This window comes from Bacillota bacterium (assembly GCA_033549065.1).
In the GTDB taxonomy this organism is placed as follows: Bacteria; Bacillota; Dethiobacteria; order DTU022; family DTU022; genus JAWSUE01.
In genome coordinates, this window is the sequence record JAWSUE010000005.1 from 1 (window position 1) to 23,455 (window position 23,455).

The window sequence follows — 23,455 nt, forward strand, 5'->3', positions numbered from 1 at the left end:
AGCCCTACCGGGTTTTTCGGCTTAGGCCAGAACTCGTTGGTGGCAGTCTCATTGATTGCCACTACTTTACCGAGGTTATCTATAACAATAACACCAGTTTTTATGGTATCGCAGGCCTCTAAGAGCAGGGCAAATTTTTCCAAAGCCAACCCCTCACTGGTTAATGCAATATAGGCTTTTGTGGCAATCGCCAAAATATGCTGGCTATTTAATTATACCATCAAGTAAGTTTTGGGGACAGGGGATCTAATTCAATGTAGCAGTTTTCATACGCCCGATCACAATTAGTTCCAGGTTTTGTTTTTCAACCAGGCGATAAGTTAACAGGTACTTGTGGTTATGTAAGTCGAACTTGTGGACAAAGACACCTTTTAAATCACCTTTCTTTTCGACGCCTAAATCTGGATTCTTGATGATGTTTTTTATCACGGAGTCCAGTTCTTTTTTATCGGTGTGGGAAAATTTCTTCACTTTTTGGGCAAAAGATCTTGATTGATATACTTTCATGTGCTTTACCCGAAGTGGTATTCGGTTTTATCACCTTTTTCGAGTTCTTCGATGCCAAGCAAAATTTCTTTAACCAAAATGAAGGTTAAATCAGGGTTTTCTTCGATATTTTTACCGAGCATAGCCCAGTATTCGATTTGCCCGGTTATAGAACGGTGTTCAACTGCGCTGTATTTTTTTGCTTCCTCGGCCAACTTATCAGAAATTCTAATCGCTGTAGACATTTTTAAGGCCTCCCAAAATTATCTGGAATACATTCTTATGATATCAAAAGTAGTAGCAATATACAACATTATATTGCATATTGCTACAGTTATAATTTATTCCTGTTCGTCCAGCTTCTTCACAAAGGGTTTCTTCTGATCAAAGACCTCGTGAATGACCGGCATCCAGCGGCTGATCGGTATTCCCTGGGGGCATTTCTCCTCACATTCCCCGCAGGATATACAGTTGGCGGCGCGGATATCCTGCTGTAAAAATCCGTTGCTGTCGTAAACATGCTTCCACCATTTATATTTACCCCGGGAGGTGTCATACTGGTCAAACATGATGCCGTTGTTGTAGTTGGCAATGTTCTGGGGAATGTCAACGTTCTGTGGGCAGGGCATGCAGTATCCGCAGTCGGTGCAGGGTATGGTGGTCAACTCCTCGTATCGGGTTCTCACTTCATCGAAAATGGCCAGTTCTGCGGGAGTAAGAACGCCAATCTCCGAGCGGCCGGCGTAGCTAATATTATCTTTAACCTGCTCCAGGGTGCTCATTCCGCTTAGGACAACCGCTACTTCCGGCTGGTTCCAGAGCCACTGCAGGGCCCATTCAACGGGATTTCGTTTTCTTTGTGCTTTATCCCAAATCGGTTCGATCGAGGCGGGCGGGATGGCCAGGTTGCCGCCGAGCAGGGGTTCCATGATGGCCACAGCGGTCCCTTTTTCGGCTGCATAGCGCAGGCCTGCTGTGCCGGCCTGGTTTTCTATATCCATGTAGTTATACTGGATCAGGCACATGGGCCAGGGGTAGGAGTCGATGATCTCCTTAAAGGTTTCAAGTTCGCCGTGGAAGGAGAATGCCGGGTAGCGGATACGTCCGTCGGCCATGGCTTTGTCAAACCATTCAATGATGCCGAGATCGCGAATCCTGGGCCAGTTATTTTTATTCATACTGTGCAGCAGGTAGAAATCAAGTTGATCCACCTGCAGTTTGCTCAGTTGTTCGTTCAGGTAAAGGTCAAAATCGGCGGCCGTTTCAACTTTCCAGACGGGCATTTTGGTAGCCAGTTTTACCTTTTCCCGGTATCCATCCTTTAATGCTTTGCCGACAACCAGTTCGCTGTCACCATCGTGATAGGCATAGGCTGTGTCGACGTAGTTTACGCCGTGGTCGATGGCATAGCGGATCATTTTAATCGCTTCCGGTTCGTCAACTTTGTGCTCTTTGACAGGAAGGCGCATGGCGCCGAAGCCGAGAGCGGATACTTTGAAATCGAGTTTACCGAATTTACGATATTGCATAATTGATTCTCCTTATAAGTTAATCACAAATTACTCAGAGTACTGTTGATTAACTTTTGTGGGTTGGTCCACTACCTTGTGGTGGAAAACCTTCATCATTTTAATTTCTTCAACTAAATGGTGATAAATTCCTGCAGGTATGCAGAAGGAACTTGTTGTTGGAAAAGTGAATAGTAATCTTTAAAGCCGATGAGCAGCTGCAAACTTTGGAGGAATGATGATGCCCGATTTACCCCAGACTATCCGGAGTGGTGAACTGAAGCTTGAAGGGGTAATTCAGATGCCGCCTGCCGGCGTAGAAAAGGCGCCGGCAGTTGTTCTCTGCCATCCTCATCCGCTGTACGGGGGGAATTTGCAGAACAATGTGGTGGTGGCGGTGAGCCAGACTCTGGTTAAGCGGGGGTTTATTACCCTGCGGTTTAATTTCAGGGGTGTCGGTTTAAGCGAGGGTGAATTTGATGACGGCCGGGGTGAAAAGGATGACCTGTGGGCTGCGGTGGAAACAGTGGCAGGATTGCCGGAAGTTGACCGGAACTACTTGGGGGTTATGGGTTATTCTTTTGGCGGTATGGTGGCCTTAGCTGCAGCAAAGAATATCGATCTGATCCGGGCTGTTGCTGCTGTATCACCCGTGCTGACCGCGGATTTGTTGAACGGTTTTAATAAACCATCTTATTTTATCTGCGGCACAATGGACCATGTTGTCCAGACTGAACTTTTGATCGGGGAGGCGGAAAAAATGACCCCTCCCGGAGAGGTTGAAATTGTGCAGGGAGTAGATCATTTCTGGTTCGGCCGCGAGGATATAATGGCTAAAAAGGTAGCTTCATTTTTCGAAAGGACTTTATAAAATAATTCTTTTCGAGCAACCGGGTTCAAAGTAATTTGGCATGGACCACAGGCAATAAGTTAATAAGAAAATAATCAGAGTACAGTTTGTTAACTTATCTGGGCCGGACGACTACATTGAGGATAGAACCTGCAAGTGGGGAAAATAGCGTTTGTAAAAACCCCGATCACGGGTTAGCAGAGTACCGGCAAGGGTAAAAGCATGACCGCCAATTAAAAAATCAGAAATGATATGCTGCCGGCAAGTGATTGTTTCTAGACATTTTGGGCAAGTGATGATCTCCCGGCTACCGCAGCCGGCGCACCGCAGTTCAGGCGTACGGTTATCTGTATAATCCCGCCAAGCCCTCGATGCTTCCCACAGAGCATCGGGTCCGGAACTAATCAAATTGATACCGGTACTCTGCAATAAATCAGTTAAAACTGCCCTATCATCAAATTGGCTGGCCAGCTCGCCGAATACCACTTCCGATATAATCAGGCTGTGGTTGCGGCCTGTTTTTTTAAGCAGATTCAGGGAGCTTTCCAGGTGTTTTTGATCGGGCAGCAGAATGTCAAAAAGTATATTTGTATCAATGGCCGCTGTCATTCTCCGCGCAATTCCCTTACAATTAAATCACTGCTTTTTGACTGTCCCAGTAAGCCTACAAAGTGGTCAAACCTGTTGATGTCAACTTCTTTTTCAATAGTATATTCTCCGGCTGTTTCTTTGATTAACAGGTAATCGCCTTTAGCGAGGCCAAGAGCTTCACGTAGCTGTTTGGGAACAGTAAGCTGCCCCTTAGCAGTTATTTTAACCCTATACATTTATTTAACCCTCCAGGTAAGGATTCATTTCCTTACTTAATTGTAAGGAAATAACCGGAATTAGTCAAGGGCCTCTGAATTAATGTTGCCGACAAGATTAACTGTCTCCTTCAACGAGTTCCACATAGTTGCCGTGGACCCAGCCTTCTTTCTGCCCGGGAGTGATCACTTTAAGCCATTGGCCCTGGGTGTCAACAACATCGAGGATTGTTCCCGAACTGAGAATATCGATTATCAGGTAGGTAATTTCCGGACCGCTCCTTAAGTTAAGATTATCCGGGCCGGTATTGACTACAACTTTGTCACCGGCTTGCGGTGTTCGCGGCCTTTCGTCCACTTCTTCCGGGCTTTCCAAAAGGGCTGCTATGCGGGTTAAATCACCGGGGTAGACCAGCCTCTCCCGGATTACGCTTTCGCTCATATCTTCTATAGTCATTGTTACCCGCGGGACAGCATCCCCGGCAGCCTGAAAGTGCTGATAATGGGCAGCCAGCAAAAAGAGTTCCGAGGCTTTCGTCAAAATGCTGCTGAATTCTTCCTGGTCCCGATCTATAACCAGGGAGAATTCTGTATATGAACCGTCATAGGACAGATCATAGACGAAAGGATTCTGCCGGCGATCTGTGAATGCATCAATCTTTGCTACAAGCTTTTTTTCCGCATCCTCCAGCAGTTTCTCTTTCCCCTGGGGAGTCATTTTGAAGATCAGGGTGTCGCCTTCCCCGGGGGTTACTTCATTAACACCCTCCATTTCCAGGGCGCGGGCAATGGCCGCTTCAATATCCTGTCCGGCAAAAAGAGCCGAGGGAAGGGCAACCACCATTTCTTGTTCAGCCGGGGCAAACCTGGCCAATACCCTTTGGAGAAGGCCGGTTTGAGTACCGACAAACCAGATCAGGCCTAGAGCAACAATTAATATTAATAGAAGGGCCAGGGGAAAGAGCCAGCGTTTTTTCTGCCTGGCCTCTTTACCGGCCCTTGATCTTCTCAGGGGAGTTTGCTTTTCCTCAAAGGATCTTTCTTCACTGTCAAAATAGTTGTCATCAAATTTATCCACCCTGGTTTAACCTCCTCCGGGTAAAACATGAAAACAGTAAATACCGCATATAAACATTCTAACGTATTCCTGGATAAAAACAAAATAATCCCTTTTTGATAAATACTATGTGCTTTCCGAAATTTAGCAATCCGGTCTCTAAGGGGGTTATTGGGGACAGGTTGATAATTTTTTAAGATATAATGTAAAATATACTTGACATATAGTATAAAATTTATTACTATATGTTTATAAGATGTTACATTGAATTGAGGGAGCGTGCCAGTTATGACTTACCAGGTAAATAAAACAATAACCAATATAGTTTCAGGGGCAGCGGTTCTGATTGCCTACTGCGTCTATGCATTCGGAAGGTATCAGGCCGGTCTGCTGGCTGCCGATGATTTGAGGGCCTGGGCGATAACCATGCTTGTATTCATCGGTATTGGTGTTGCCGCGGCCATCGTCATTCAGATTGCCTTTCATATTCTTTTCTCAATCGCTATAGCCATCAGGGAAAACCTTAAAAATGGCACAGTAGATGATAAGGAAGTTGAGAAAACGATAGAGCTGGAAATGGTTGAAGATGAAATGGATAAGCTAATCGAGCTTAAATCGTTACGGGTCGGCTTCATCGTGGCCGGAATCGGATTTGTGGCAGCCCTTATCTCACTGGTTTTGTATCATCCACCGGTGGTGATGATCAATATCCTCTTCTTATCCTTTAGTATCGGTTCTCTGCTGGAAGGATTCACCCAGCTCTATTTTTACAGAAAGGGCGTTACAAATGTCTAAGAAGAAATTTGTAATCACCAATAATATCAGGAAATTGCGGTTCTTTGCAGATGAGATGACCCAGCAGCAGCTTGCAGAAAAAGCCGGGGTTTCCAGGCAGACGATCATCGCCATCGAGGCGGGTAAGTATGCGCCTTCCCTGGAACTGGCCTTTCGTATTGCTGATGCTTTCGGGGTTAAGCTGGAAGAGGTGTTCGAGTACGAAGTCATATAACAATAAATATCATTGAAAAACTTAATTTTCAATGATATAATCCCTTATAAAGGAGATGGTCCTATGGCAATGATTATTGAACGTTCCAGGATTACCGGTAAAGGCCAGGTCCAGCTCCCGGCCAGGATCAGGCAGGCTGCCGGGGTGAAAGTCGGTGATCAGGTTACATTCAAGATGGGTGATGATGGAAAGGTGGAAGTTGAATTTGTAATTACAAGGCCATTAACGAGGTACGCCGGGGCTTTACCAAAAAGGAAGGAATATCCCGGGCTTGATGAGGAAGAAAGGCTTACCAGGCAGTTGGTAGCGGAAAAAAGGGCTAAATACGATGAACAAGAATAGATCCTGGATTGATGCAAATATTATTCTACACTTTTTACTGAAAGATGATGAAAAACTTTTTGAAGCTTCTTTCAATCTTTTCGAACAGGCGGAAAAAGGAGATTTAGTTTTACATATTCATCCGTTAACTGTTGCAGAGGTAATCTGGACACTTGAGAGCTTTTATGGCTATGAAAAAAATGAGATAGCCGCTGTTTTTGGCGGATTGCTTGAGTCAGAAGGTTTGCAGGTTGAAAGTTTAGAAGTAGTCAGGAAAGCTATAGGTGATTATGTAGGAGAAAATGTCGATTTTATTGATGCTTTTCTGGCTGCATATGCTGCATTGATAGGTCCTGCAGCTATATATACATTCGATAAAAAACATCTCTCAAAACTGGAGGGAGATCTTTAGTTAATACCTTGATAGGATCTGTTTAAAAATAGTTTAGCTGATTTAATTGTGTTATTATGATAAATGACAGGATCAGGAAGCTGGTGAATAGAATGGTCAGGCTTGGTAAACCGGGTATGATTAATTTAAACAAAGCACAAATTGATGATATGGTTCGGTATATTGAAAGCCGTGGAGATATAATCGCTTTTTATCTTTATGGTTCACATGGTACTGAGTATCAGACTGTTTTTTCTGATGTTGATTTAGCCATACTTCCCATGCCAGCATCAGATTTCGATTTCAATGAAGAATTAAATATAATGTCAAAGCTGAATGATCTGGGCAATAGTGATGATATTAACCTGGTTAACCTGAAGAAAGCGCCGGTTACCTTACAAATGAAAGTTTTAGATAGCGGCAGACTTTTGTACTGTGCTGACGCAGTGTTACTTGCTGATTTTATTGAATCAGTAATTTTGAAATATAGTGATTTTGAACCGGATTTGCGCCTGTTCAATGAAGATTATGACTACAGCCTGAAAAAGGAGTACCTATGACTGTTGATCGAGAAAAGATAAGGCAAAAACTGCATTATATCCGGGAAAAGGTTAACCTGCTCGAGCAGTTTAAAGGTATGGATAAAAGCCGTTTTACTTCAGAGCCTTTTTATGAGGATGCAGCTATTCACATGCTTCAAGTTGCTATTGAATCTATGCTAGATATTTGTGCCCACATAATAGCCCGTGAAGGTTGGGGATTGGCCAAAACATATGTTGAAATTGTCGAGTTGGCTGCTAAAAATGGGTTGATTTCAGATGATATGGCTGAAGTTTATAAAAATATGGCCAGGTTCAGAAATAGGGTTATTCATTTGTACAACCGGGTGGATACAGAAGAAATCCTCAATATTATTAATAACCGCCTTGATGATTTTCAACCCTTTATATCTGCAGTAATTCATAAATATTTGCCGTAATCAATGATGTGCCACCGCTTTAGCTTCCTTTTTTCAGGTATGTTTGGTTACCCGCTTGCTCAAATTCCGTCTTAAAGTATACACTTTAACGCTCGATCATCGCCAGGAAATTTTCGACCAGCCTGGGATTGTAGGTAGTACCACGGCCGGTCTGGAGGATTGCTTTGATCTTATCGTACTTCATTGCTTCCTGGTAAGGCCGTTTGCTGCGCATGGCGTCATAGACGTCGGCGATGCAGACCATCTGGCTGGCAATGTTGGGCTGCCAGTTCGGCTTGATCAGGGGGTAACCTGAACCGTCGTATTTAATATGGTGCTCCAGGGCGGCGATCATGGTCAGCTTCGGTATATTCTGCTGGTAACTGATATACTGAGCCCCTTTTAAGGTGTGGGTTTCCATCAGGGCGCGTTCGTGTGCCGTCAGTGGTCCCGGTTTCTTCAGGATAGTTAATTTAACATATACTAAATTTGCTTGTCAAACCAGTTATTGGTATTATATGATCAGATGCAAGTATTGTCAGGGGGACGGGGTTGTTGACAACTAAGGGGGTATCCAATTGGTACGGGAAGAACAGGCCAGGAAAGAGATAGTCGAGGTAGGCAGGCGTATTTACGAGAAGGGCTTCGTTGCCGCCAATGACGGCAATATCAGTGTGCGTCTTACCGATAGCGAGATACTGACTACCCCGACAGGGGTGAGCAAGGGTTACATGAGTCCGGAAATGCTCGTTAAAGTAGACCTTGATGGCTGTAAAATAGCGGGCGATTTAAATCCCTCATCGGAGTTGAAAATGCACCTTGAGGTTTACAGGATGCGTTCGGATGTCAATGCCGTGCTGCATGCCCATCCGCCGTTAGCAACAGCCTTCGCCGTAGCCGGCCACCCTCTTGATAAGTCTGTGCTGCCTGAGATAATAATTACCCTGGGAAGCATTCCGCTGGTCAAGTACGGAACCCCCTCAACGGAAGAAGTTCCCGATAATATCCGGCCGCACCTGGAGAAACATGACGCTCTGCTGCTGGAAAACCACGGAGTACTCACCATGGGTGATGACCTATTCAGTGCTTTCTACAAGATGGAAAGTGTCGAGCATTTTGCAAAAATAAGCCTCTATGCACGTTTTCTTGGTGGCGAGCAGGAACTATCACCGGGGGAAGTGGAGAAGCTGCTCAAGGTAAGAGAAAATATGGGGATAAAGGGTCGACATCCCGACTGTTAAATTGTTTGTTTCTGCTTTACTCTTCCAGGTTAGCTACCTGCATGGATACTTTTTTCTCTCCATTGCAGATCCATTGGCTGCCCGTTTCCCGAAAGCCGTGCCTGGCGTGAAAAGCCTGGGATGGTTTGTTGGGCGGAATGGAATTGATCTCACAGCAGACCAGCGGGATATTGTGTTTGCGGGCATAATCAAATAGGTCTTTGTACAGTAAAGAACCGATTTTTTGGCCCTGGTATTTTTGATCAACCACGATCCGGTCGATATAGAGAAATTTTTGATGTCTCGCCGTGTGCCATTCATAGTTATCATTGCGATAAGGCACGCCGTCTTTCATAACCAGGATAAAAGCGGCAATATTACCGTCGACAACCGCCACCTTGTGATAGGCAGAAAGGGAGTGCAGGTGGCGAAGCCTCTCTTCATCCATTACGCTGGTGTATTCCACTTCACTGGCATTCAGTTCGACTATCTCAGGAAAATCCTGCCCCGTGGCGCTGCGGATTATTACATTTTCCATTTCTGACTCCTCCTGAGCAATTTGGTTCTTAGAGCAGGATAAACGATAGGATAATGGTTACCCCGACCATTATCACATTACTAAAGCTGTGCATGATCATCGGGTAATACATACTGCCGGTTTTTTCGTAACAGTCGCCGTAAAAGAGGCCCAGGGTGAAAGAGAAGATCACCTGAAATGGGCTATAGGTTAACTCGAATGGCGAGAATGAAAAGCCTACGTGGGCCAGGCCGAATATAAAGGCGGCGATGATATTGGCCACACTTACTCTGCCGTTGAATAGCCTTGTTTTAACAAAGAGGGCAAGAACGGTGATTGCAAATGCTCTGAAGATCAGTTCCTCGGATGGTCCGGAAAGTAACAGCTGGAAGCCCAGTTGGCCTGATATGTTAACGGCAGTAAGTGGATATGCAAAAGGCTGGAATGAATTGGTCAGTACAGATGTTGCAAAAGCCCCAACTGTGTATATGCTGAAGTAGAGAATAAATTTATGAACTAATTTTTTACCGATTACCCTGTCGCCCCAACTGAATCCGAAATCAAGAGGTTTAAATTTACCTGTAACGTAGATAATGATAAGGAAGATCAGAGCTTGAACGATATGGTGCACCGATACCCATGCGTAAGAGCCGTCAGGGTCGATAGACTGATAGTCAAAAAGGTTGGCGACTAAACCTGAAAGCCTGGGGACGGCTAACAGCAGAATAGTCAGCAGGATAACCCATAGTATTTTTTTTAGCACCTTGGCCATAATTACTCCAAGCTTAATTTAATGGTAGCGAGTCATATAAGTCTACCTAAGAATTTTAGCATATTTTTATTGGTCAGAGAAACTTTGATATTTATAATCAGGCAGGTTTTCCGCAGATTTTATTGAAAATATCAATTAACAAAATATTGTTAATCCGGGAGGAAAGGACTGTGAAAAAGTATCAGGTTCTGAGCCTGGAAGAATATAACCGGCCGGTCGATGAAGATAAGATTGAAGCGGTAATAAACAGCATGGCCGAACAGGGCTGGACCTTCACCCAGTTAAACAGCGGCGGGGGTGGGGAGTCCGGCTTTTTTATGTCCTGGGTATACCTGGTTTTTGAGAAGGAAAGATAAATCCCTTTAACCTAAAGGAGTGATTCTATTCATCCCAATCCGGAACCGGCCGTTTTTGAACAGCTAACATAGCAGCATTAAACGCTTCGTATATATCATCTTTCTTCTTATTCTTTAAAAATTGCTTAAAGAAATCGTTTGCTTCCAGTTCTCCTGCTTCTTTGGTAAGAGCATATAAAGCGAATTGGTTCATTGAAATTCCCTGGTTTTTTGCGATTTTTTCAATTCTGGTCTTGAGATCTTCAGGTATACGGACCGTAATTACACTCGCTTTACTCATCATTTTGCCTCCACAGTTTAATAAAATCTCCGGGAGTAACGACTCTTAACCGGTAATAATGAAGTTCATTGTTTGATTTATAATGTTTTACATTTGCCGTAATTAAATATTCACTCTGACTAGCTAATGCTAATTCAATAAACTTGTTGTCAGTCTCATCAAAAAGGTTTGGCCTAAATAAAAATGATATTCGCTTTTCTAGACCAGTTAAAGCCAGCAGATCTAATATTGCTTGGATGTTTTCTATACTCAGTCCGGTTTCAATCAAAGTCTTATTTCTTTGCAAAACCTCACAATATTCGAGAAAGACCGGAACTGAAAGGGCCAACTGAACCTTCTCATCTCTTATCAATTTCAGAATTTGGTGAGAAGCTCCCTTGTTACTGTATAATGCCTGATAAATAACATTGGTATCAACTGTTATAATCATACGCTAATGATAGCATATATGATAGCATCTTTCAAGTGATCTATCAATTCAAATCATTAATTGAAATTAATGTAAGATGGCTAGCTCAGATGATTTAATTCCATCTAATTATATTCAAAAACTCCTGGTGGAACTGGCTATTTGATACAGCAATTCCCTTGCTTTTCAAATCAAGCAGGTTACCCATGTGATCAGTACATTTTCCACCGGCTTCTTCAAGAATCAGCATTCCAGCCGCAAAATCCCAGGGGGAAAGCTTATATTCAAAATAGGCATCAAATCGCCCGCAGGCAACCCAGCATAAATCGAGAGCAGCGCTGCCGAAGCGGCGTATGCCGTGAATATTGGCTTCAAAAAGTTTTTCTATACTCTCCAGTGTTTTGCGCATCATTAAATCCCGGTCGTAATAAAAACCTGTAGCGATTATCGCTTCCTGGAGGGATCGAGCTTCTGAGACGCTGATGGAAGTGCCGTTCAGAAAAGCGCCGCTGCCTTTTACTGCGGTAAACATTTCATCCCGGTTAGGATCAAAGATTACGCCGGCGACAACCTGACCCGTCCTGGTATACGCAATCGAAATGCTGAAATGAGGGATGGTATGGGCAAAATTATTTGTTCCATCGAGCGGATCGATTATCCATAGGTCTTCAGCGCCTTTGTTTAACAATAAATCCTCTTCCTCGGCAAATATACCGTGTGTGGGAAAATGTTTCCGAATGCAGTCAGTTATTGTTTTCTGTGCTGTTAGATCAGCTTCCGTAACCAGGTTGCTTTTTGCTTTATCAGAAAAAGGCGTGTTTCCCAGCTTTTCCAGGATAATCTTGCCGGCCTGGCGGGCAGCTAAAATTGCTACGTCAATTTTCTTGTTTATGCTGGAGTCCATCTATAAATCATTCACTTTCTTCTTTTATAATATATTGGCAGTACCTGTAACTATTTTTTACAAAGCAACCTGTATATATTAATAATATCATAGATAATGAACTTTTATGACCGGGCAAAATGGGCAGAGATAACATAGGATGAACAGCATGTTATAATTAGTAATTGGGTGGAGAAATTTGAGCGCAGGAAAGGATTGATCCTATGTCTTCAGTGCTCTTTCGAGATGCCGTAATTGTGACCATGGATCGGGAAAGGCGAATAATAAAAGGCAATTTACTGATTGAGGATGACAGGATAAAAGAGGTTAATGCTGTTGATGATCATGCTGATAGGGTCGTCGATTGTTGTGGAAGGGTTCTTATACCAGGCCTGATCCAGACCCATATTCATTTGGTCCAGGCTCTCTTCAGGGGTCAGGCTGATGATTTATCATTGCTCGATTGGCTTCGCAAGAAGATCTGGCCGCTTGAAGCTGCCCATGATGCAGATAGTATTTACTATTCGGCGATGCTTGGAATTGCTGAATTATTAAGAGGCGGGACAACATCCATCGTTGACATGGCTACAGTAAATCATACTGAAACGCTCTTCGAAGCCATAATTGAATCCGGAATAAGGGCGATGAGTGGTAAATGTATGATGGATATCGGTGATGATACTCCTGCCGGCCTTTCTGAATCGACCGAAAACTCACTGACCAAGAGTATTCAACTGCTTGAAAAATGGCATGGCAGAGCGAATAACCGTCTGCAGTATGCCTTCAATCCCCGATTTGTGCTTTCCTGCAGCGAAGAACTGCTCATTCAGGTGAGGGAACTGGCCAGCCGTTACAAGGTGATGATCCACTCTCATGCTTCGGAAAACAGGGATGAAATTGCCCTGGTTGAAGAGATTTTAGGCAGGAGAAATATTCTATACTTTGATGATATCGGGCTGACCGGGAATAATCTTATCCTTGCCCACTGCATCTGGGTAAATGATGAGGAACTGGATATTCTGAGAAGAAGTGGAACGGTAGTAGCCCACTGTCCTTCTTCGAACCTGAAGCTGGGGTCTGGTATCGCTCCGATTGTGCAGATGTCTGAAATGGGTATAAATCTGTCTCTCGGTGCCGATGGGGCGCCATGCAATAATAATCTGGATCCCTTCCTGGAAATGCGCACAGCAGCGCTAATTCAGAAACCGATTCACGGTCCTACAGCGCTCCCGGCCGAAAAGGTTTTTGAGATGGCGACCCTGGGAGGAGCAAAGGCGATGAATATGAGCGGCGAGATTGGCTCTATTGAACAGGGTATGAAAGCTGACCTGGTTCTGCTGGAGATGAACCGCCCTCATAACATGCCCTCTAAAGGAAAAAGTATCTACGGGCGCCTTGTGTACGAAACGAAATCAACCGATGTATACATGACCATGGTCGACGGCAATATCCTTTATTATGATGACAGGCTGCAAACCCTTGATGAAAGAAACATCCTTAAGCAATCCGACAAGGCGCTTGCCCGCATCCTTGAGCGGGTTGGAGAAAGATGAATCTACTTTCCTCCCATCAAAAGGACCATTAGTGCTTTTGAGGTGTGAAGGCGGTTTTCAGCTTCGTCGTAGACTATGGAATGAGGTCCGTCGATTACTGCATCTACTACTTCTTTACCCCTGTCAGCCGGCAGAGCATGCATGTAGTTAACATTTTCCTTGCCGAGAGCGATCTTATCTTCAGTGCAGATCCAGTGCCGGTTAGCTTCGAGAAGGTCACTGCCCATTTTGTTGTCGGGATCGGTTACCCAGCTGCCCCAGTTTTTAGGAATTACAACATCGGCATCCTCGTAGGCTGCATCCATATCATTGGTTATAGTCAGGGTGCCCCCATTTTTTTCAGCATTTCCCCGGGCCTGTTCTATGACCCAGTCCGGCAGCTCGTAGCCTTTCGGATAGGCCAACCAGACGTCCATACCGTAGCGGGGAAACAGCAAGACCTGTGACAGGGGAACAGATATCGGTTTCTTATGGCTTGTGGCGTAGGTCCAGATTATCGACACTTTCTTCCGCTTCAGATCACCCATCTTCTCCTGCATAGTCATCAGATCGGCGATTGCCTGGAGCGGATGGTACAGGTCGCACTGCATATTAATTATCGGCACTGTTGAATTATCGGCCATTTCCCGCAGGTACTTGTTTCCGATTTCCCAGAAGCAGTTACGGCAGGCAATAGCATGCCCGTAACGAGACAAGATAATTGCCGTGTCTTTTGCCACTTCACCGTGCGAGATCTGCATAGTGCTTGTATCAAGATAATTTGCATGACCGCCAAGTTGGGCGATGCCGGCTTCCATGGAATTTCTAGTCCTGGTTGATTGTTCAAAAAACATGAGAAACATGGTCTTGTTTTCGAGATAAGGCGTATTGAGCCCCATGGCAAATTTCTTTTTTAGATCATAGGAAACCTCAAGCAGGGTATCGATTTCTTCCCTGGTCCATTCCTGTAGTGTTATGAAATGCTTATTTTTAAAACAAGTTTGCATATGGATCACTCCTTCGGGCGATTTATAGCTCCGTTAAACCGGCATATTTCCGGCTGTATAGAGTCGGGATAAGGGCGTACATAGCCGCCGCTTTGACCATTTCGTTTTTCCATGTTTTTTCGTTGGGAGCATGGGCCTGGTCTTCATGTCCCGGCCCGAAACCGACACAGGGGATGCCGAATTGTCCCATAATGGAGACTCCGTTGGTTGAAAATGTCCATTTGTCCAATTGGGGCTCCTGTCCAAACAGGCCGTTGAATGTATCTACCAGGGTCAATACAGCAGGGTGACTCTCTTCAATCATCCAGGCGGGAAAGTAGGAATCCATCGGATAGACCAGCCCGGTGTAAGATGGCTGACTGTAATCATACATTTCGACTTCGGCACCGGCTTCGCTGACAGCAGGGAGGTTTTTGACCTGGCGTATTGCTATCTCGGCGGTTTCGCCGATTGTCAGTCGGCGATCAATGGAGATGGAACAGCCGTCGGCCACGGCACAGCGGGAGGGTGAGCTGAAAAATATTTCTGATACGGTCAGCGAACCATTTCCCAGGAAATAATGTTCTCCCAGGTTCTCGTTCAGTGCTCTCAGCTCAATCAGGATCGGGGCCATTTTATAAATGGCATTATCGCCCCTCTCAGGAGCTGATCCATGGCAGCTCAAACCGCGGGTCGACAACTTTATTTCCATCCGGCCTCTCTGTCCCAGGTGGATCCGGCATGATGTGGGTTCGGTCAGGATTACCAGTTCAGGCCTGATCTTGCTTTCGCCGATAATATACTGCCAGCACAAACCATCGCAGTCCTCTTCCTGGACTGTCCCGGTTACCAACAGGGTATAATCTCCCTCCAGTTTAAGGTCCCTGATTATTTTGGCGCCGTATACCAGGGAAGCCATTCCGCCCAGTTGGTCCGAAGCGCCCCGACCGATAATGATCTCGTTGTCTTCATATCCACTCAATGGATCGTATTCCCAAAGAGCCCGGTCTCCCACACCCACATTATCAATATGGGCATCCATGGCTATAAGATGCTTTCCATGCCCGATATAGCCCAGGATATTACCCATGGGATCAATTTCGATCCTGTCGAAACCTATCTCTTCCATCTCCTTCTTTATTCTGTTTATCCGTTTTTCTTCATGGCCGCTTTCGGCAGGTATTGCTATCATTTCTCTTAAAAACTGGGACATGGCTGGCTTGTAGATTTCTGCCCTGCACAAGATCTCTTTATAGTCGATTTCCATTTGCAGTTTCTCCTTTCGGCGACGATTAATCATCCAGGGCTTTTTGTACAGCCCGGATAATATTCTGATAACCAGTGCAGCGACAAAAATGCCCTGCAAGTTCTGTTTTGATTTCTTCTGCTGAATATTGTTTGTTCTTACCAGTCATAGCTGTAGCAGTAATTACAACTCCGGGAGTACAAAATCCACACTGCACTGCCCCTTCGCTGATAAAGGTTTTTTGTACTTTGGATAGTTCTCCGTCCCGGGCAATTCCTTCGATAGTTACAATATCCCTGCCATCAGCCCACACTCCAAGGTAGAGACATGAATTAATCGGGGTGCCATCGACAAGTACAGTGCAAGCACCGCATTCTCCTGCTCCGCAGCCCTCCTTGGCGCCGGTAAGGTGCAACCTTTTCCTGAGCACTTCTAAAAGCGTTTCACCTGTATCAATTTCAAAATCGGCTGTTTTACCGTTTACGGATAATCTGATTTTTTTAAGCATTATTATTACCTCCTGCCCGGGATACAGCAGTTTTAAGAGCTCTGATTGTCAGCTCCCGGATCAGATGGCGGCGGTACTCGGCGGATGCCCGCCATGAGGATCTGGGACTGGTTTCTTCCAAGGTCATACTGCCGATTTGCTTAATCATTTCTGCCGAGACCTGATTTCCGCAAGCGAGTGATTCGGCCCGGGGGCAGCGTAGAGGTGTTGGCCCAGCTACACCCAATCCGATTCGGACCTTTTCAAAGTTTTGTTGTTTATCCAGGCGGCAGGCGACAGCAACACCGATAATGGCCAGGTCCATCGCTTTTCGTGGAGCAAACTTGATATATGTACCGCTGAATCCGGTATAAGCATCTTCGTCGATGTGAATCGCTGTCAACAGTTCACCGGGGCGCAGATCGGTCTGACCAGGCCCATGATAAAAATCCTTGACAGGTACCGTCCGTTCAGCATCCTGTGATTGCAGGAGAAGTTTTGCCTCATAGACCAGGAGGGCCGGAGCGCTGTCTGCAGAAGGGACGCCGTTGCATAGATTGCCGCCGATTGTTGCCATTTCACGAAGCTGAGGCCCGCCGATAGACATAGCCGCCTCAACTAACAGTGGCAAATTTTCTCTGATCAGTGGATGGTTGGCCAGTCTGCTGAAAGTTACCATGGGACCGATGCTTATGCTGCCGTTATCGAGCCGGTTGATCGTATAGAGGGGGTTGATATTGCGAATACTGATCAGCCGGACACTCTCTAAGGGGTTATTCCGCATATCAATCAGCAGGTCGGTTCCACCGGCAATAATTTTCCGCTCCGGTTTTTCTGAAAGCAGCTTTAGCACTTCGATAATCGACTCTGCTTCGATATATTCATCGATCCGGTACATCAGGAACACCTCCTTGAATAAGGCCGGCGGCCTTGAAATGTTCAAATGCAATCTGGGGCCGGATCGGTATCCTGTTGATAGCCACTCCCGTTGCATCAAGTATGGCGTTGCGGATGGCCGGCGCCGGTGATATAGTCGGTGGTTCTCCCAGGGACTTGTTGCCGTAAGGTCCTGTCGGTTCATAAGTTTCTACAAAATCTACCTGTATTTCCGGGGTATCCAGGATGGTAGGCAGTTTATAATCCAGCAGGTTGTTGTTGAGCGGTTTTCCTGTTTTTCCTTCAAATAGCAGCTCTTCGGAGAGAGCATAACCGAGGGCCATGCTTACTCCACCGTGAACCTGCCCTTCTGCAAGCTGCCGGTTGATGATTGTTCCGGAATCATGAACATTGACAATATCTGTAACATCAACCTGGCCGGTTTCGATATCTACTTCAACTGCTGCAAAGGTTACACCAAATGAAATGGCATTACTCTGTGCATTATTTGATACATCACTGGTTATCGGTTGGGCGTTTTCCCTGTTGTAGTAGCTGTAGAGGGCTACTTCGGAAATCGGCATGATCACCTGTGCTGAGTTTTTCGAGTCTTTAAGGACTATAGAGGAATCCCTGATGTCGAGATTATCCTCGGACAGGCCGGCAATTTCCCGGGCAGCGGATATCACCTTTTCTTTTATCTCGAGGGCTGCTTTTTTAACGGCCATGCCGGATATATAGGTTTGTCTTGAAGCATAACTTCCCGTATCAAAGGGGCTGATATCTGTATCTTGGGTGGTTACAACATGGACCATATCGGTAGGAATTCCGATCGTTTCGGCTGCAATCTGGGCCAGGACCGTATCGCTGCCCTGGCCTATTTCGGTGGCGCCGATTTGCAGTTGTACGGAACCATCCTGGTTTAAAATAGCCCGGGCTCCGGCAAGTTCCATACAGGTCGGATAAGTTCCTGTTCCATAACTTAAACAGGCTATTCCGAGCCCGCGTCGTTTTTGATCGCCTTTTGCATTGATATCTCTGTGCAGGGCTTTTTTCTCATCCCAGGCGATCATCGCTTTACCTTTTTCCACGCATTCCCTGATCCCGCAGCTTAATATGCGATTACCTGTATTAGGGTCAGTATAGCCGACTTTATTGAAGTTTTTCAGGCGCAGTTCGACCGGGTCAATGTTCAGTTTGCGGGCAATATTATCAAGGTGCGACTCGAGGGCAAAAGCTATCTGTGGCGAACCGTAAGCGCGCATTGCCCCGGCCACAGGTAGGTTCGTGTAGACAGTTTTCGGAGCGAATTCGATTGCTTCAAAGGAGTAAAGATATTTGAACTTTGAACCACCGGCAGCGATAACCGAGTGACCGTGAGAAGCATACGCTCCGGTATTGGAAAAGGCTTCAGTCTTGATACCCAGCAGCTTGCCTTCCTTGGTTACTCCGGTTTGCAGTTTTATTTTGGTCGAGTGGCGCGTCCGGGTGCAGGCCATGTATTCTTCCCTGGTCAATTCAAGCCTGACCGGCCGGCCTCCTACGGCCATGGTCATGGCTGCATTAAGTGGTTCAATGCAGGCATCCTGTTTTCCGCCGAATCCGCCGCCCACGTATGGCTTGATGATCCGGATTTTGCCCCAGGGTATGCCCAGGGCTTGCCCGACAATACGCCTACAGATATGCGGTATCTGGGTGGAAGATACAATAACCAATCGTTCGTCGCTTTCCATGTAAGCATAGGAAACATGGTTTTCAAGGGCGCAGTGCTGGACAATTCCGGTCTCCGTTTCGTCGGTAAAAATGAAGTCGGCTTTTTCCATGGCTTCCCCGAGATCGCCTATAACGTAACCTGCAGAACTTAAAACATTGGTGCCACGTTCTTCGTGAACCAGGGGAGCATCCTTGTTCAGTGCCGCATCTATCGTAAAAACCGGCTGAAGTATTTCATAATCAATTTCGATCAGTTTAAGCGCCCTGGCCGCTGTAAGATCATCAATAGCCACTACTGCCGCTACTTCATCGCCGACATACCTTGCTTTGCTGGTCAGGATTGTCTTATCGGCAACATCGCCGTGCCTGGTATCGAGTGAATAAGGGTGACCGGCGGTAGGATAGATATTCCGGGGCACATTCTGATAGGTTAAAATTGCCTCGACTCCGGGAAGTGCTTCGGCTTTTGTGGTATCGATACTTTTTATCCGGGCATGAGCGTAAGGGCTGCGAAGCACCTTGCCGACCAGCATGTCGGCAACAAAGAAATCACCGGTATATTTCGCCTTTCCTGTTACTTTGGCCAGGGCATCTGAACGTTGCGGGCTTTTCCCGATACTGGAACCTGCCATGTAACCCCAACTCCTTCCTTAAAATCGCTGCCATAATTTTTCGGCCAGTTTCCGGGCGGTTCTGTTAACTTTAAGTTCATCAATACCGGTCATTATCCGGTTGTGCATCAGTATTTTGCCGGCTGCTATGGTTGTATCCACCATGCTCCCTGAAACACCAAACACCAGGTGCCCGTAATAGTTGTCGGCAGTCAGGGGAGTGGGTGGATCGTAATTGATTGCGATTATGTCGGCAGCGGCTCCGGGTGTAAGTTCACCCAATTTGGGGGCAAAGAAGTTTGACAATATGCGACTGTTGTTGACAAACTGCATTCGGGGAACTTCTATCCAACCGATACGGGGATCCCCCTGGCAATGTTTATGCAGAATATGGGCAATTTTCATCCCTTCAAACATGTCGTTGGTCATCCCATCGGTGCCCATGCCGATGAGCACACCCTTATCGAGCATCTTTACGACCGGTGCGCAGCCGACTGCATTATTCATATTGGACTGTGGGTTGTGGGCGACGTTCGTCCCGGTTCGGGCAAGCAGGTCCATCTCTTTCTCGCTGATATGGACACAGTGTGCCGCAAGAGTTTTCGGTCCGAGAAGGTCATACTTGTCGAGCCTCTCAACTACACCCATGCCATACTTTTTACGACAATCTGCCGCGTCCTCTTTACTTTCGGCCACATGGATATGTATGCCGGTGCCAAGTTCCCGGGCGGCGAGGGCGCATTTTTCCATTGTTTCAGGGCTTATTGTAAACGATGCATGCATGCCAATAGTTGCGGTTATCATCGGTGAATTTTCATGGGTGCATTTATTAATAAAAGCGATATTTTCTGACAGGCCATTGTTCATTCTTTCCGGACCATCCCTGTCGCTCACTTCGTAACAGAGATTAACCCTGATCCCGGTTTCCCCGGCAGCATGGGCGATCTGTTCCAGGCTGCCGCTGATAGCGTTGGGACTGGCATGGTGATCAAGCAAGGTGGTGGTGCCGTTTTTTATAGATCCGATAAATGTAACCAGTGCGCTGTAATAGATATCCTCGGGGGTCAGGGCTTGATCGAGCCGCCACCATAGTTTCTTAAGGACCTGGGGAAAGCTGACCGGTGGTTCTTCTTTCAGGGAGATACCTCTGGCAAATGCACTGTAGGAATGGGTATGAACGGAGGTGAAGCCCGGCATGACCAATTTATTCCGGCAGTCGATGAAGGAAGCCCGGGGAAAAGTATTTTTAAGTTCTTCAGTGTCTCCGATCCGGGCAATCGTTGATCCATCGACCAGGACAGCTCCGCCCCGAATCACCCGGCAGTCAGTACCCAAAGTCAATAACGTCCCATTTCCCAGTAACAGCATTATTGCTCTCCCTTTATTTTTTTTAATTCAGCAGCAATTTTTCTTTTTGTGGCAGGTAGATCGGTAATCCGTACTCCGGTGGCATTGTTAATGGCGTTGATAATGGCCGGTGCAGTGGGGTTGAGTGGAAGCTCACCCATACCTTTTGCCCCGTATGGTCCATCCGATTCTTCCTCAACCAGGATGATTTCCATATCGGGAATATCCCTGATCCTAGTAAGGCCGATTTTGGCCAGGTTGTCGGTTATCATATAGCCCTGTTCCATGATAAATTTTTCGCTCATACCGTAGCCCACACCCATTACTACTGCACCTTCGATTTGGCAGCAGCTGTTTTGATAGTGGATTGCCCTGCCCAGGTCCTGGGCGGCGATAATTTTTAAGACCTTTACTTCTCCGCTGGATTCATCAACCTCAACGACAGCGGCCTGAGCGGCGTAACAATAGGTGAAGTGAACATTATATTTTTCCAACGGCAGGTGTGCTTCGTGATCAGCCCGCTCACGCAGGGGGTATGTAGTTGGAGCGGTATAGGTATATTCTCCGGCCAGGGAGAATCCTGCACGGTTTGCAGTCCGGGCCAGTTCGTGATAGGAGATGAAGCGATCGGGCTGGTCCAGGATAATCAATCCGCCCGGGGCAAATTTGTAATCAATATTGGCAAATCCGAAACACTCGGCAATGCATTTTCTGAGGGTGGAATTAAAAATATTGGCGGCTCCCAGTACGGCATGTCCAGAAATATAGGTTTGACGCGATGCGGTGGTAATCCCTCCGTCAGGGGTTTGGGCGGTGTCATTTGAAAGAACCTGGAAATCCTCGTAAGGAAGACCTGTTTCCTGTGCGGCCAGCTGCGTAAGGGCGGTGTCTGAACCCTGGCCCATATCGGTGGCGCCCACCTTGAGAATTAGATTTCCTTCCAGATCAATTTCAATCTTGGCCCCGGCCTGGTCGTTTTTACCTGCTCCAAGTCCAACATTTTTATAGGCTCCGGCAATTCCGATCCCAATTCTTTTCCCCGGAGTCGGCGCATGCAGCATTTTTTTATAACTTTGCAGTGAATTTTTAACCGCTTCCAGTGCTTTAAGATAGCCGCAGTCATTATTTATAACCTGTCCGGTGATTGTCGTTTTACCGGAGGCCAGGCTGTTTATTTCTCGCAGATCAAATGGATCCATCTGCAGCGCTTCAGCCAGTTTGTCCATCTGCATTTCCGAACCGAAGGCAACCTGGGTGGTACCAAAGCCCCTGAATGCGCCTGAAGGAGGGTTATTGGTGTATACACCGTATGCATCAGTTTTTACATTGGGTATGGAGTACGGCCCGGCGGCAATGATACCTGCCCGAAACACAACCGGCTTGCTGAGCGATTCATAAGCCCCGGCATCGAGGAATATTTTTGCTTCCATGGCAATTATCCTGCCATCAGCGGTTGCTCCGTGACGGTAGTGCATTTCAGCGCTGTGCCGCTTTGTGGAGATGATCAGCGATTCGCGACGGGTCAGGGTCATCTTGACCGGCCTGCCGGTAACAAGGGTGCCTAAGGCACAGTGGATCTGGACGGTCGGTTCTTCCTTTCCCCCGAAAGCACCGCCTGCCGGTGTGTATATAACTCGAACTTTATTGGTGGGCAAATTTAAAGTGGCAGCGATCATATCCCTGAAAGCATGTGAGCCCTGGCTGGCAGTCCAAACGCTGACTACCCCGTTGCTATCCATTCTCGACACGGCCGCCTCCGGTTCAAGGTAGGCATGCTCCACAGCCGGAGTTCTGTATACACCTTCAATAATAACAGCCGCTTCCTTGAAAGCTTTCTCTGTATCGCCCTTGCGGACAGGTATGTGATGTGCCATGTTACCTTCCGGGTGAAGGGAAAATGCTTTTTCGACCAGGCCTTCTTTAGCACTGAATATGCCGGGCAGCATCTCGTAATCTACATTTATAAAGGGTAGGGCGGCTTCGGCTTCTGTTTCGCTCTCAGCCAAAACCAGTGCTACCGGTTCACCGGTGTAACGAACCTGATCACCGGCGAGGACGGGCTGGTGGGGATTGAGGAGGCCGAAACCATTTCGGCCTGGAATATCATCAGCCAGCAGTATCTTCTTAACGCCAGGTTGGGCCAATGCTTTCTGGATTTCTATCTTTTTGATTCTTGCCGACGGATAGCGGCTTAATAGTAATTTCCCGAAAAGCTGACCTTCAAAATTCAGGTCATCGGCATATATAGGCGTTCCCTGCACTTTCGGCAGGGCGTCTTTTTTTAGGGGAGAAGCTCCGATAAGGGAATTTTCAATTCGGCTATCCCGGGGAAGATCAGATTGACGTGAAAGGATTATCTCGCCCCGTATGTTTTGGGCCGCAAGTTGAACTGCCCTTACAATTGCTGCATACCCGGTGCAACGACATAGATTAAAGCGGAGGGCTTCCTTGATTTCTTCGGGTGAAGGGTCGGTATTTACGTCCAGAAGAGCCTTTGTGGCCATGATCATGCCCGGTGTGCAAAAACCGCACTGGACGGCACCTTCTCGTATAAAAGCCTCCTGTAGAGGGTGGAGTTGACCATTCGATGCCAGGTTTTCAATAGTTTCGATTTGGCTTCCAGTCAACCTGTTAATCTTAACTGTACAGGCTCTCTTTGCTTTGCCGTCGATAAGTACCGTGCAACTTCCGCAGTGCCCTTGGTTACAACCTTTCTTGGTTCCCATCAAACCAAGTTCGCTCCTGAGGTAATCAAGCAAAGAAATATTCCCGGGACCTTCAACCTGACGGGAAAGACCATTAACTTTAAAAGAGATCGGGCCTGTCATTCGCCT

At 46.5% G+C, this 23,455-nt stretch carries 30 protein-coding genes; 10 read left to right on the forward strand and 20 right to left on the reverse strand.

Annotated features, from left to right (window positions below; genetic code table 11):
- The 4 genes from SCJ97_04220 to SCJ97_04235 form a co-directional block, all read right to left on the reverse strand.
- Nucleotides 1-194: hypothetical protein (locus SCJ97_04220; GenBank protein MDW7739246.1), on the reverse strand; the 194-nt coding region annotated here is incomplete at its 3' end.
- A 52-nt stretch (nt 195-246) separates the two neighbouring features.
- Complete coding sequence (locus tag SCJ97_04225) at nt 247-507, reverse strand: type II toxin-antitoxin system RelE/ParE family toxin (GenBank protein MDW7739247.1); 261 nt, start codon at nt 505-507, stop codon at nt 247-249.
- A 5-nt stretch (nt 508-512) separates the two neighbouring features.
- The gene (locus SCJ97_04230) at nt 513-731 is read right to left on the reverse strand and encodes a hypothetical protein (GenBank protein MDW7739248.1); all 219 of its coding nucleotides are present in this window, start codon (nt 729-731) and stop codon (nt 513-515) included.
- A gap of 96 nt (nt 732-827) precedes the next feature.
- Nucleotides 828-2,015, reverse strand: a complete 1,188-nt coding sequence (locus tag SCJ97_04235; GenBank protein MDW7739249.1) for an aldo/keto reductase — start codon at nt 2,013-2,015, stop codon at nt 828-830.
- A gap of 220 nt (nt 2,016-2,235) precedes the next feature.
- Here SCJ97_04235 and SCJ97_04240 point away from each other — a divergent pair, with 220 nt between their 5' ends.
- Nucleotides 2,236-2,865 carry a CocE/NonD family hydrolase gene (locus tag SCJ97_04240; protein MDW7739250.1) on the forward strand — a complete coding sequence of 210 codons (630 nt, stop codon included), beginning with the start codon at nt 2,236-2,238 and terminating at the stop codon, nt 2,863-2,865.
- Between the two features lie 111 nt (nt 2,866-2,976).
- On the opposite strand, the gene SCJ97_04245 is transcribed toward SCJ97_04240, so the two are convergent.
- From SCJ97_04245 to SCJ97_04255, 3 genes are all read right to left on the reverse strand, one after another.
- Entirely contained in the window at nt 2,977-3,453 is a 477-nt protein-coding gene (locus SCJ97_04245) for a PIN domain-containing protein (GenBank protein ID MDW7739251.1), read from the reverse strand.
- Nucleotides 3,450-3,671, reverse strand: a complete 222-nt coding sequence (locus SCJ97_04250) for an AbrB/MazE/SpoVT family DNA-binding domain-containing protein (GenBank protein ID MDW7739252.1) — start codon at nt 3,669-3,671, stop codon at nt 3,450-3,452. Before SCJ97_04250 ends, SCJ97_04245 begins: the two co-directional genes overlap by 4 nt.
- A gap of 97 nt (nt 3,672-3,768) precedes the next feature.
- Nucleotides 3,769-4,728 (reverse strand): SH3 domain-containing protein, encoded by a 960-nt coding sequence (locus SCJ97_04255; protein MDW7739253.1) that lies wholly within the window; start codon nt 4,726-4,728, stop codon nt 3,769-3,771.
- A 267-nt stretch (nt 4,729-4,995) separates the two neighbouring features.
- Between SCJ97_04255 and SCJ97_04260 the strand changes: the two genes are divergently transcribed.
- From SCJ97_04260 to SCJ97_04285, 6 genes are all read left to right on the forward strand, one after another.
- Nucleotides 4,996-5,502 (forward strand): hypothetical protein, encoded by a 507-nt coding sequence (locus SCJ97_04260; protein ID MDW7739254.1) that lies wholly within the window; start codon nt 4,996-4,998, stop codon nt 5,500-5,502.
- Nucleotides 5,495-5,716 (forward strand): helix-turn-helix transcriptional regulator, encoded by a 222-nt coding sequence (locus tag SCJ97_04265; GenBank protein MDW7739255.1) that lies wholly within the window; start codon nt 5,495-5,497, stop codon nt 5,714-5,716. Before SCJ97_04260 ends, SCJ97_04265 begins: the two co-directional genes overlap by 8 nt.
- 63 nt (nt 5,717-5,779) lie before the next feature.
- Nucleotides 5,780-6,058 carry an AbrB/MazE/SpoVT family DNA-binding domain-containing protein gene (locus SCJ97_04270; GenBank protein MDW7739256.1) on the forward strand — a complete coding sequence of 93 codons (279 nt, stop codon included), beginning with the start codon at nt 5,780-5,782 and terminating at the stop codon, nt 6,056-6,058.
- Nucleotides 6,045-6,449 carry a PIN domain-containing protein gene (locus SCJ97_04275; GenBank protein ID MDW7739257.1) on the forward strand — a complete coding sequence of 135 codons (405 nt, stop codon included), beginning with the start codon at nt 6,045-6,047 and terminating at the stop codon, nt 6,447-6,449. The genes SCJ97_04270 and SCJ97_04275 overlap by 14 nt, the downstream gene beginning before the upstream one ends.
- A gap of 56 nt (nt 6,450-6,505) precedes the next feature.
- The gene (locus tag SCJ97_04280) at nt 6,506-6,988 is read left to right on the forward strand and encodes a nucleotidyltransferase domain-containing protein (GenBank protein MDW7739258.1); all 483 of its coding nucleotides are present in this window, start codon (nt 6,506-6,508) and stop codon (nt 6,986-6,988) included.
- Nucleotides 6,985-7,407, forward strand: a complete 423-nt coding sequence (locus SCJ97_04285) for a DUF86 domain-containing protein (protein MDW7739259.1) — start codon at nt 6,985-6,987, stop codon at nt 7,405-7,407. The genes SCJ97_04280 and SCJ97_04285 overlap by 4 nt, the downstream gene beginning before the upstream one ends.
- An 85-nt stretch (nt 7,408-7,492) precedes the next feature.
- Here the strand turns inward: SCJ97_04285 and SCJ97_04290 are convergent, their stop codons facing one another.
- Nucleotides 7,493-7,807 carry a hypothetical protein gene (locus tag SCJ97_04290; protein MDW7739260.1) on the reverse strand — a complete coding sequence of 105 codons (315 nt, stop codon included), beginning with the start codon at nt 7,805-7,807 and terminating at the stop codon, nt 7,493-7,495.
- A gap of 157 nt (nt 7,808-7,964) precedes the next feature.
- On the opposite strand from SCJ97_04290, the gene SCJ97_04295 reads away from it, so the two are divergent.
- Entirely contained in the window at nt 7,965-8,627 is a 663-nt protein-coding gene (locus SCJ97_04295; protein MDW7739261.1) for a class II aldolase/adducin family protein, read from the forward strand.
- Nucleotides 8,628-8,643: 16 nt separating this feature from the next.
- Here SCJ97_04295 and SCJ97_04300 read toward each other — a convergent pair whose 3' ends face one another.
- Together SCJ97_04300 and SCJ97_04305 are read right to left on the reverse strand one after the other, a co-directional pair.
- Nucleotides 8,644-9,144 carry a GNAT family N-acetyltransferase gene (locus SCJ97_04300; protein ID MDW7739262.1) on the reverse strand — a complete coding sequence of 167 codons (501 nt, stop codon included), beginning with the start codon at nt 9,142-9,144 and terminating at the stop codon, nt 8,644-8,646.
- A gap of 28 nt (nt 9,145-9,172) precedes the next feature.
- Nucleotides 9,173-9,895, reverse strand: coding sequence for a type II CAAX endopeptidase family protein (locus tag SCJ97_04305; GenBank protein ID MDW7739263.1), 723 nt, complete (start codon nt 9,893-9,895; stop codon nt 9,173-9,175).
- Between the two features lie 170 nt (nt 9,896-10,065).
- Here SCJ97_04305 and SCJ97_04310 point away from each other — a divergent pair, with 170 nt between their 5' ends.
- A complete protein-coding gene (locus SCJ97_04310; protein ID MDW7739264.1) occupies nt 10,066-10,251 on the forward strand; it encodes a DUF4177 domain-containing protein in 186 nt (61 codons plus the stop codon).
- 25 nt (nt 10,252-10,276) lie between these two features.
- On the opposite strand, the gene SCJ97_04315 is transcribed toward SCJ97_04310, so the two are convergent.
- The 3 genes from SCJ97_04315 to SCJ97_04325 all read right to left on the reverse strand — a co-directional run bounded on the left by SCJ97_04315 (nt 10,277) and on the right by SCJ97_04325 (nt 11,844).
- A complete protein-coding gene (locus tag SCJ97_04315; protein ID MDW7739265.1) occupies nt 10,277-10,531 on the reverse strand; it encodes a toxin-antitoxin system HicB family antitoxin in 255 nt (84 codons plus the stop codon).
- Nucleotides 10,524-10,961, reverse strand: coding sequence for a putative toxin-antitoxin system toxin component, PIN family (locus SCJ97_04320; GenBank protein MDW7739266.1), 438 nt, complete (start codon nt 10,959-10,961; stop codon nt 10,524-10,526). Before SCJ97_04320 ends, SCJ97_04315 begins: the two co-directional genes overlap by 8 nt.
- A gap of 94 nt (nt 10,962-11,055) precedes the next feature.
- On the reverse strand, nt 11,056-11,844 hold the full coding sequence (locus SCJ97_04325; protein ID MDW7739267.1) for an inositol monophosphatase family protein: 789 nt from the start codon (nt 11,842-11,844) through the stop codon (nt 11,056-11,058).
- A gap of 203 nt (nt 11,845-12,047) precedes the next feature.
- Here SCJ97_04325 and SCJ97_04330 point away from each other — a divergent pair, with 203 nt between their 5' ends.
- Nucleotides 12,048-13,376 (forward strand): 5'-deoxyadenosine deaminase, encoded by a 1,329-nt coding sequence (locus tag SCJ97_04330; GenBank protein MDW7739268.1) that lies wholly within the window; start codon nt 12,048-12,050, stop codon nt 13,374-13,376.
- A 2-nt stretch (nt 13,377-13,378) separates the two neighbouring features.
- Here the strand turns inward: SCJ97_04330 and SCJ97_04335 are convergent, their stop codons facing one another.
- From SCJ97_04335 to SCJ97_04365, 7 genes are read right to left on the reverse strand one after another with little or no spacing between them, the layout of a single operon-like run.
- Nucleotides 13,379-14,362 (reverse strand): ornithine carbamoyltransferase, encoded by a 984-nt coding sequence (locus SCJ97_04335; GenBank protein MDW7739269.1) that lies wholly within the window; start codon nt 14,360-14,362, stop codon nt 13,379-13,381.
- 22 nt (nt 14,363-14,384) lie between these two features.
- Nucleotides 14,385-15,608 (reverse strand): YgeY family selenium metabolism-linked hydrolase, encoded by a 1,224-nt coding sequence (locus tag SCJ97_04340; protein MDW7739270.1) that lies wholly within the window; start codon nt 15,606-15,608, stop codon nt 14,385-14,387.
- Between the two features lie 25 nt (nt 15,609-15,633).
- Nucleotides 15,634-16,101 (reverse strand): (2Fe-2S)-binding protein, encoded by a 468-nt coding sequence (locus SCJ97_04345; GenBank protein ID MDW7739271.1) that lies wholly within the window; start codon nt 16,099-16,101, stop codon nt 15,634-15,636.
- A complete protein-coding gene (gene xdhB / locus SCJ97_04350) occupies nt 16,088-16,972 on the reverse strand; it encodes a xanthine dehydrogenase FAD-binding subunit XdhB (GenBank protein MDW7739272.1) in 885 nt (294 codons plus the stop codon). Before xdhB ends, SCJ97_04345 begins: the two co-directional genes overlap by 14 nt.
- Entirely contained in the window at nt 16,956-19,295 is a 2,340-nt protein-coding gene (gene xdhA / locus SCJ97_04355) for a xanthine dehydrogenase molybdenum-binding subunit XdhA (protein MDW7739273.1), read from the reverse strand. Before xdhA ends, xdhB begins: the two co-directional genes overlap by 17 nt.
- A gap of 18 nt (nt 19,296-19,313) precedes the next feature.
- Entirely contained in the window at nt 19,314-20,642 is a 1,329-nt protein-coding gene (gene ssnA / locus SCJ97_04360; GenBank protein ID MDW7739274.1) for a putative aminohydrolase SsnA, read from the reverse strand.
- Nucleotides 20,642-23,449, reverse strand: coding sequence for a molybdopterin cofactor-binding domain-containing protein (locus SCJ97_04365; protein MDW7739275.1), 2,808 nt, complete (start codon nt 23,447-23,449; stop codon nt 20,642-20,644). The genes ssnA and SCJ97_04365 overlap by 1 nt, the downstream gene beginning before the upstream one ends.
- Between the last annotated feature and the right edge of the window lie 6 nt (nt 23,450-23,455).

Excerpts from the sequence above, each read along its gene's own strand:
- SCJ97_04245 (MDW7739251.1), bottom strand. The coding sequence starts at position 3,453 with ATGACAGCGGCCATTGATACAAATATACTTTTTGACATTCTGCTGCCC.
- SCJ97_04300 (MDW7739262.1), bottom strand. The coding sequence starts at position 9,144 with ATGGAAAATGTAATAATCCGCAGCGCCACGGGGCAGGATTTTCCTGAG.
- xdhA (MDW7739273.1), bottom strand. The coding sequence starts at position 19,295 with ATGGCAGGTTCCAGTATCGGGAAAAGCCCGCAACGTTCAGATGCCCTG.
- SCJ97_04320 (MDW7739266.1), bottom strand. The coding sequence starts at position 10,961 with ATGATTATAACAGTTGATACCAATGTTATTTATCAGGCATTATACAGT.
- SCJ97_04275 (MDW7739257.1), top strand. The coding sequence starts at position 6,045 with ATGAACAAGAATAGATCCTGGATTGATGCAAATATTATTCTACACTTT.
- ssnA (MDW7739274.1), bottom strand. The coding sequence starts at position 20,642 with ATGCTGTTACTGGGAAATGGGACGTTATTGACTTTGGGTACTGACTGC.
- SCJ97_04270 (MDW7739256.1), top strand. The coding sequence starts at position 5,780 with ATGGCAATGATTATTGAACGTTCCAGGATTACCGGTAAAGGCCAGGTC.
- SCJ97_04365 (MDW7739275.1), bottom strand. The coding sequence starts at position 23,449 with ATGACAGGCCCGATCTCTTTTAAAGTTAATGGTCTTTCCCGTCAGGTT.
- SCJ97_04260 (MDW7739254.1), top strand. The coding sequence starts at position 4,996 with ATGACTTACCAGGTAAATAAAACAATAACCAATATAGTTTCAGGGGCA.
- SCJ97_04265 (MDW7739255.1), top strand. The coding sequence starts at position 5,495 with ATGTCTAAGAAGAAATTTGTAATCACCAATAATATCAGGAAATTGCGG.
- SCJ97_04240 (MDW7739250.1), top strand. The coding sequence starts at position 2,236 with ATGCCCGATTTACCCCAGACTATCCGGAGTGGTGAACTGAAGCTTGAA.
- SCJ97_04315 (MDW7739265.1), bottom strand. The coding sequence starts at position 10,531 with ATGAGTAAAGCGAGTGTAATTACGGTCCGTATACCTGAAGATCTCAAG.
- SCJ97_04305 (MDW7739263.1), bottom strand. The coding sequence starts at position 9,895 with ATGGCCAAGGTGCTAAAAAAAATACTATGGGTTATCCTGCTGACTATT.
- SCJ97_04235 (MDW7739249.1), bottom strand. The coding sequence starts at position 2,015 with ATGCAATATCGTAAATTCGGTAAACTCGATTTCAAAGTATCCGCTCTC.
- SCJ97_04290 (MDW7739260.1), bottom strand. The coding sequence starts at position 7,807 with ATGGAAACCCACACCTTAAAAGGGGCTCAGTATATCAGTTACCAGCAG.
- SCJ97_04330 (MDW7739268.1), top strand. The coding sequence starts at position 12,048 with ATGTCTTCAGTGCTCTTTCGAGATGCCGTAATTGTGACCATGGATCGG.
- xdhB (MDW7739272.1), bottom strand. The coding sequence starts at position 16,972 with ATGTACCGGATCGATGAATATATCGAAGCAGAGTCGATTATCGAAGTG.
- SCJ97_04230 (MDW7739248.1), bottom strand. The coding sequence starts at position 731 with ATGTCTACAGCGATTAGAATTTCTGATAAGTTGGCCGAGGAAGCAAAA.
- SCJ97_04335 (MDW7739269.1), bottom strand. The coding sequence starts at position 14,362 with ATGCAAACTTGTTTTAAAAATAAGCATTTCATAACACTACAGGAATGG.
- SCJ97_04340 (MDW7739270.1), bottom strand. The coding sequence starts at position 15,608 with ATGGAAATCGACTATAAAGAGATCTTGTGCAGGGCAGAAATCTACAAG.
- SCJ97_04325 (MDW7739267.1), bottom strand. The coding sequence starts at position 11,844 with ATGGACTCCAGCATAAACAAGAAAATTGACGTAGCAATTTTAGCTGCC.
- SCJ97_04280 (MDW7739258.1), top strand. The coding sequence starts at position 6,506 with ATGATAAATGACAGGATCAGGAAGCTGGTGAATAGAATGGTCAGGCTT.
- SCJ97_04250 (MDW7739252.1), bottom strand. The coding sequence starts at position 3,671 with ATGTATAGGGTTAAAATAACTGCTAAGGGGCAGCTTACTGTTCCCAAA.
- SCJ97_04225 (MDW7739247.1), bottom strand. The coding sequence starts at position 507 with ATGAAAGTATATCAATCAAGATCTTTTGCCCAAAAAGTGAAGAAATTT.
- SCJ97_04285 (MDW7739259.1), top strand. The coding sequence starts at position 6,985 with ATGACTGTTGATCGAGAAAAGATAAGGCAAAAACTGCATTATATCCGG.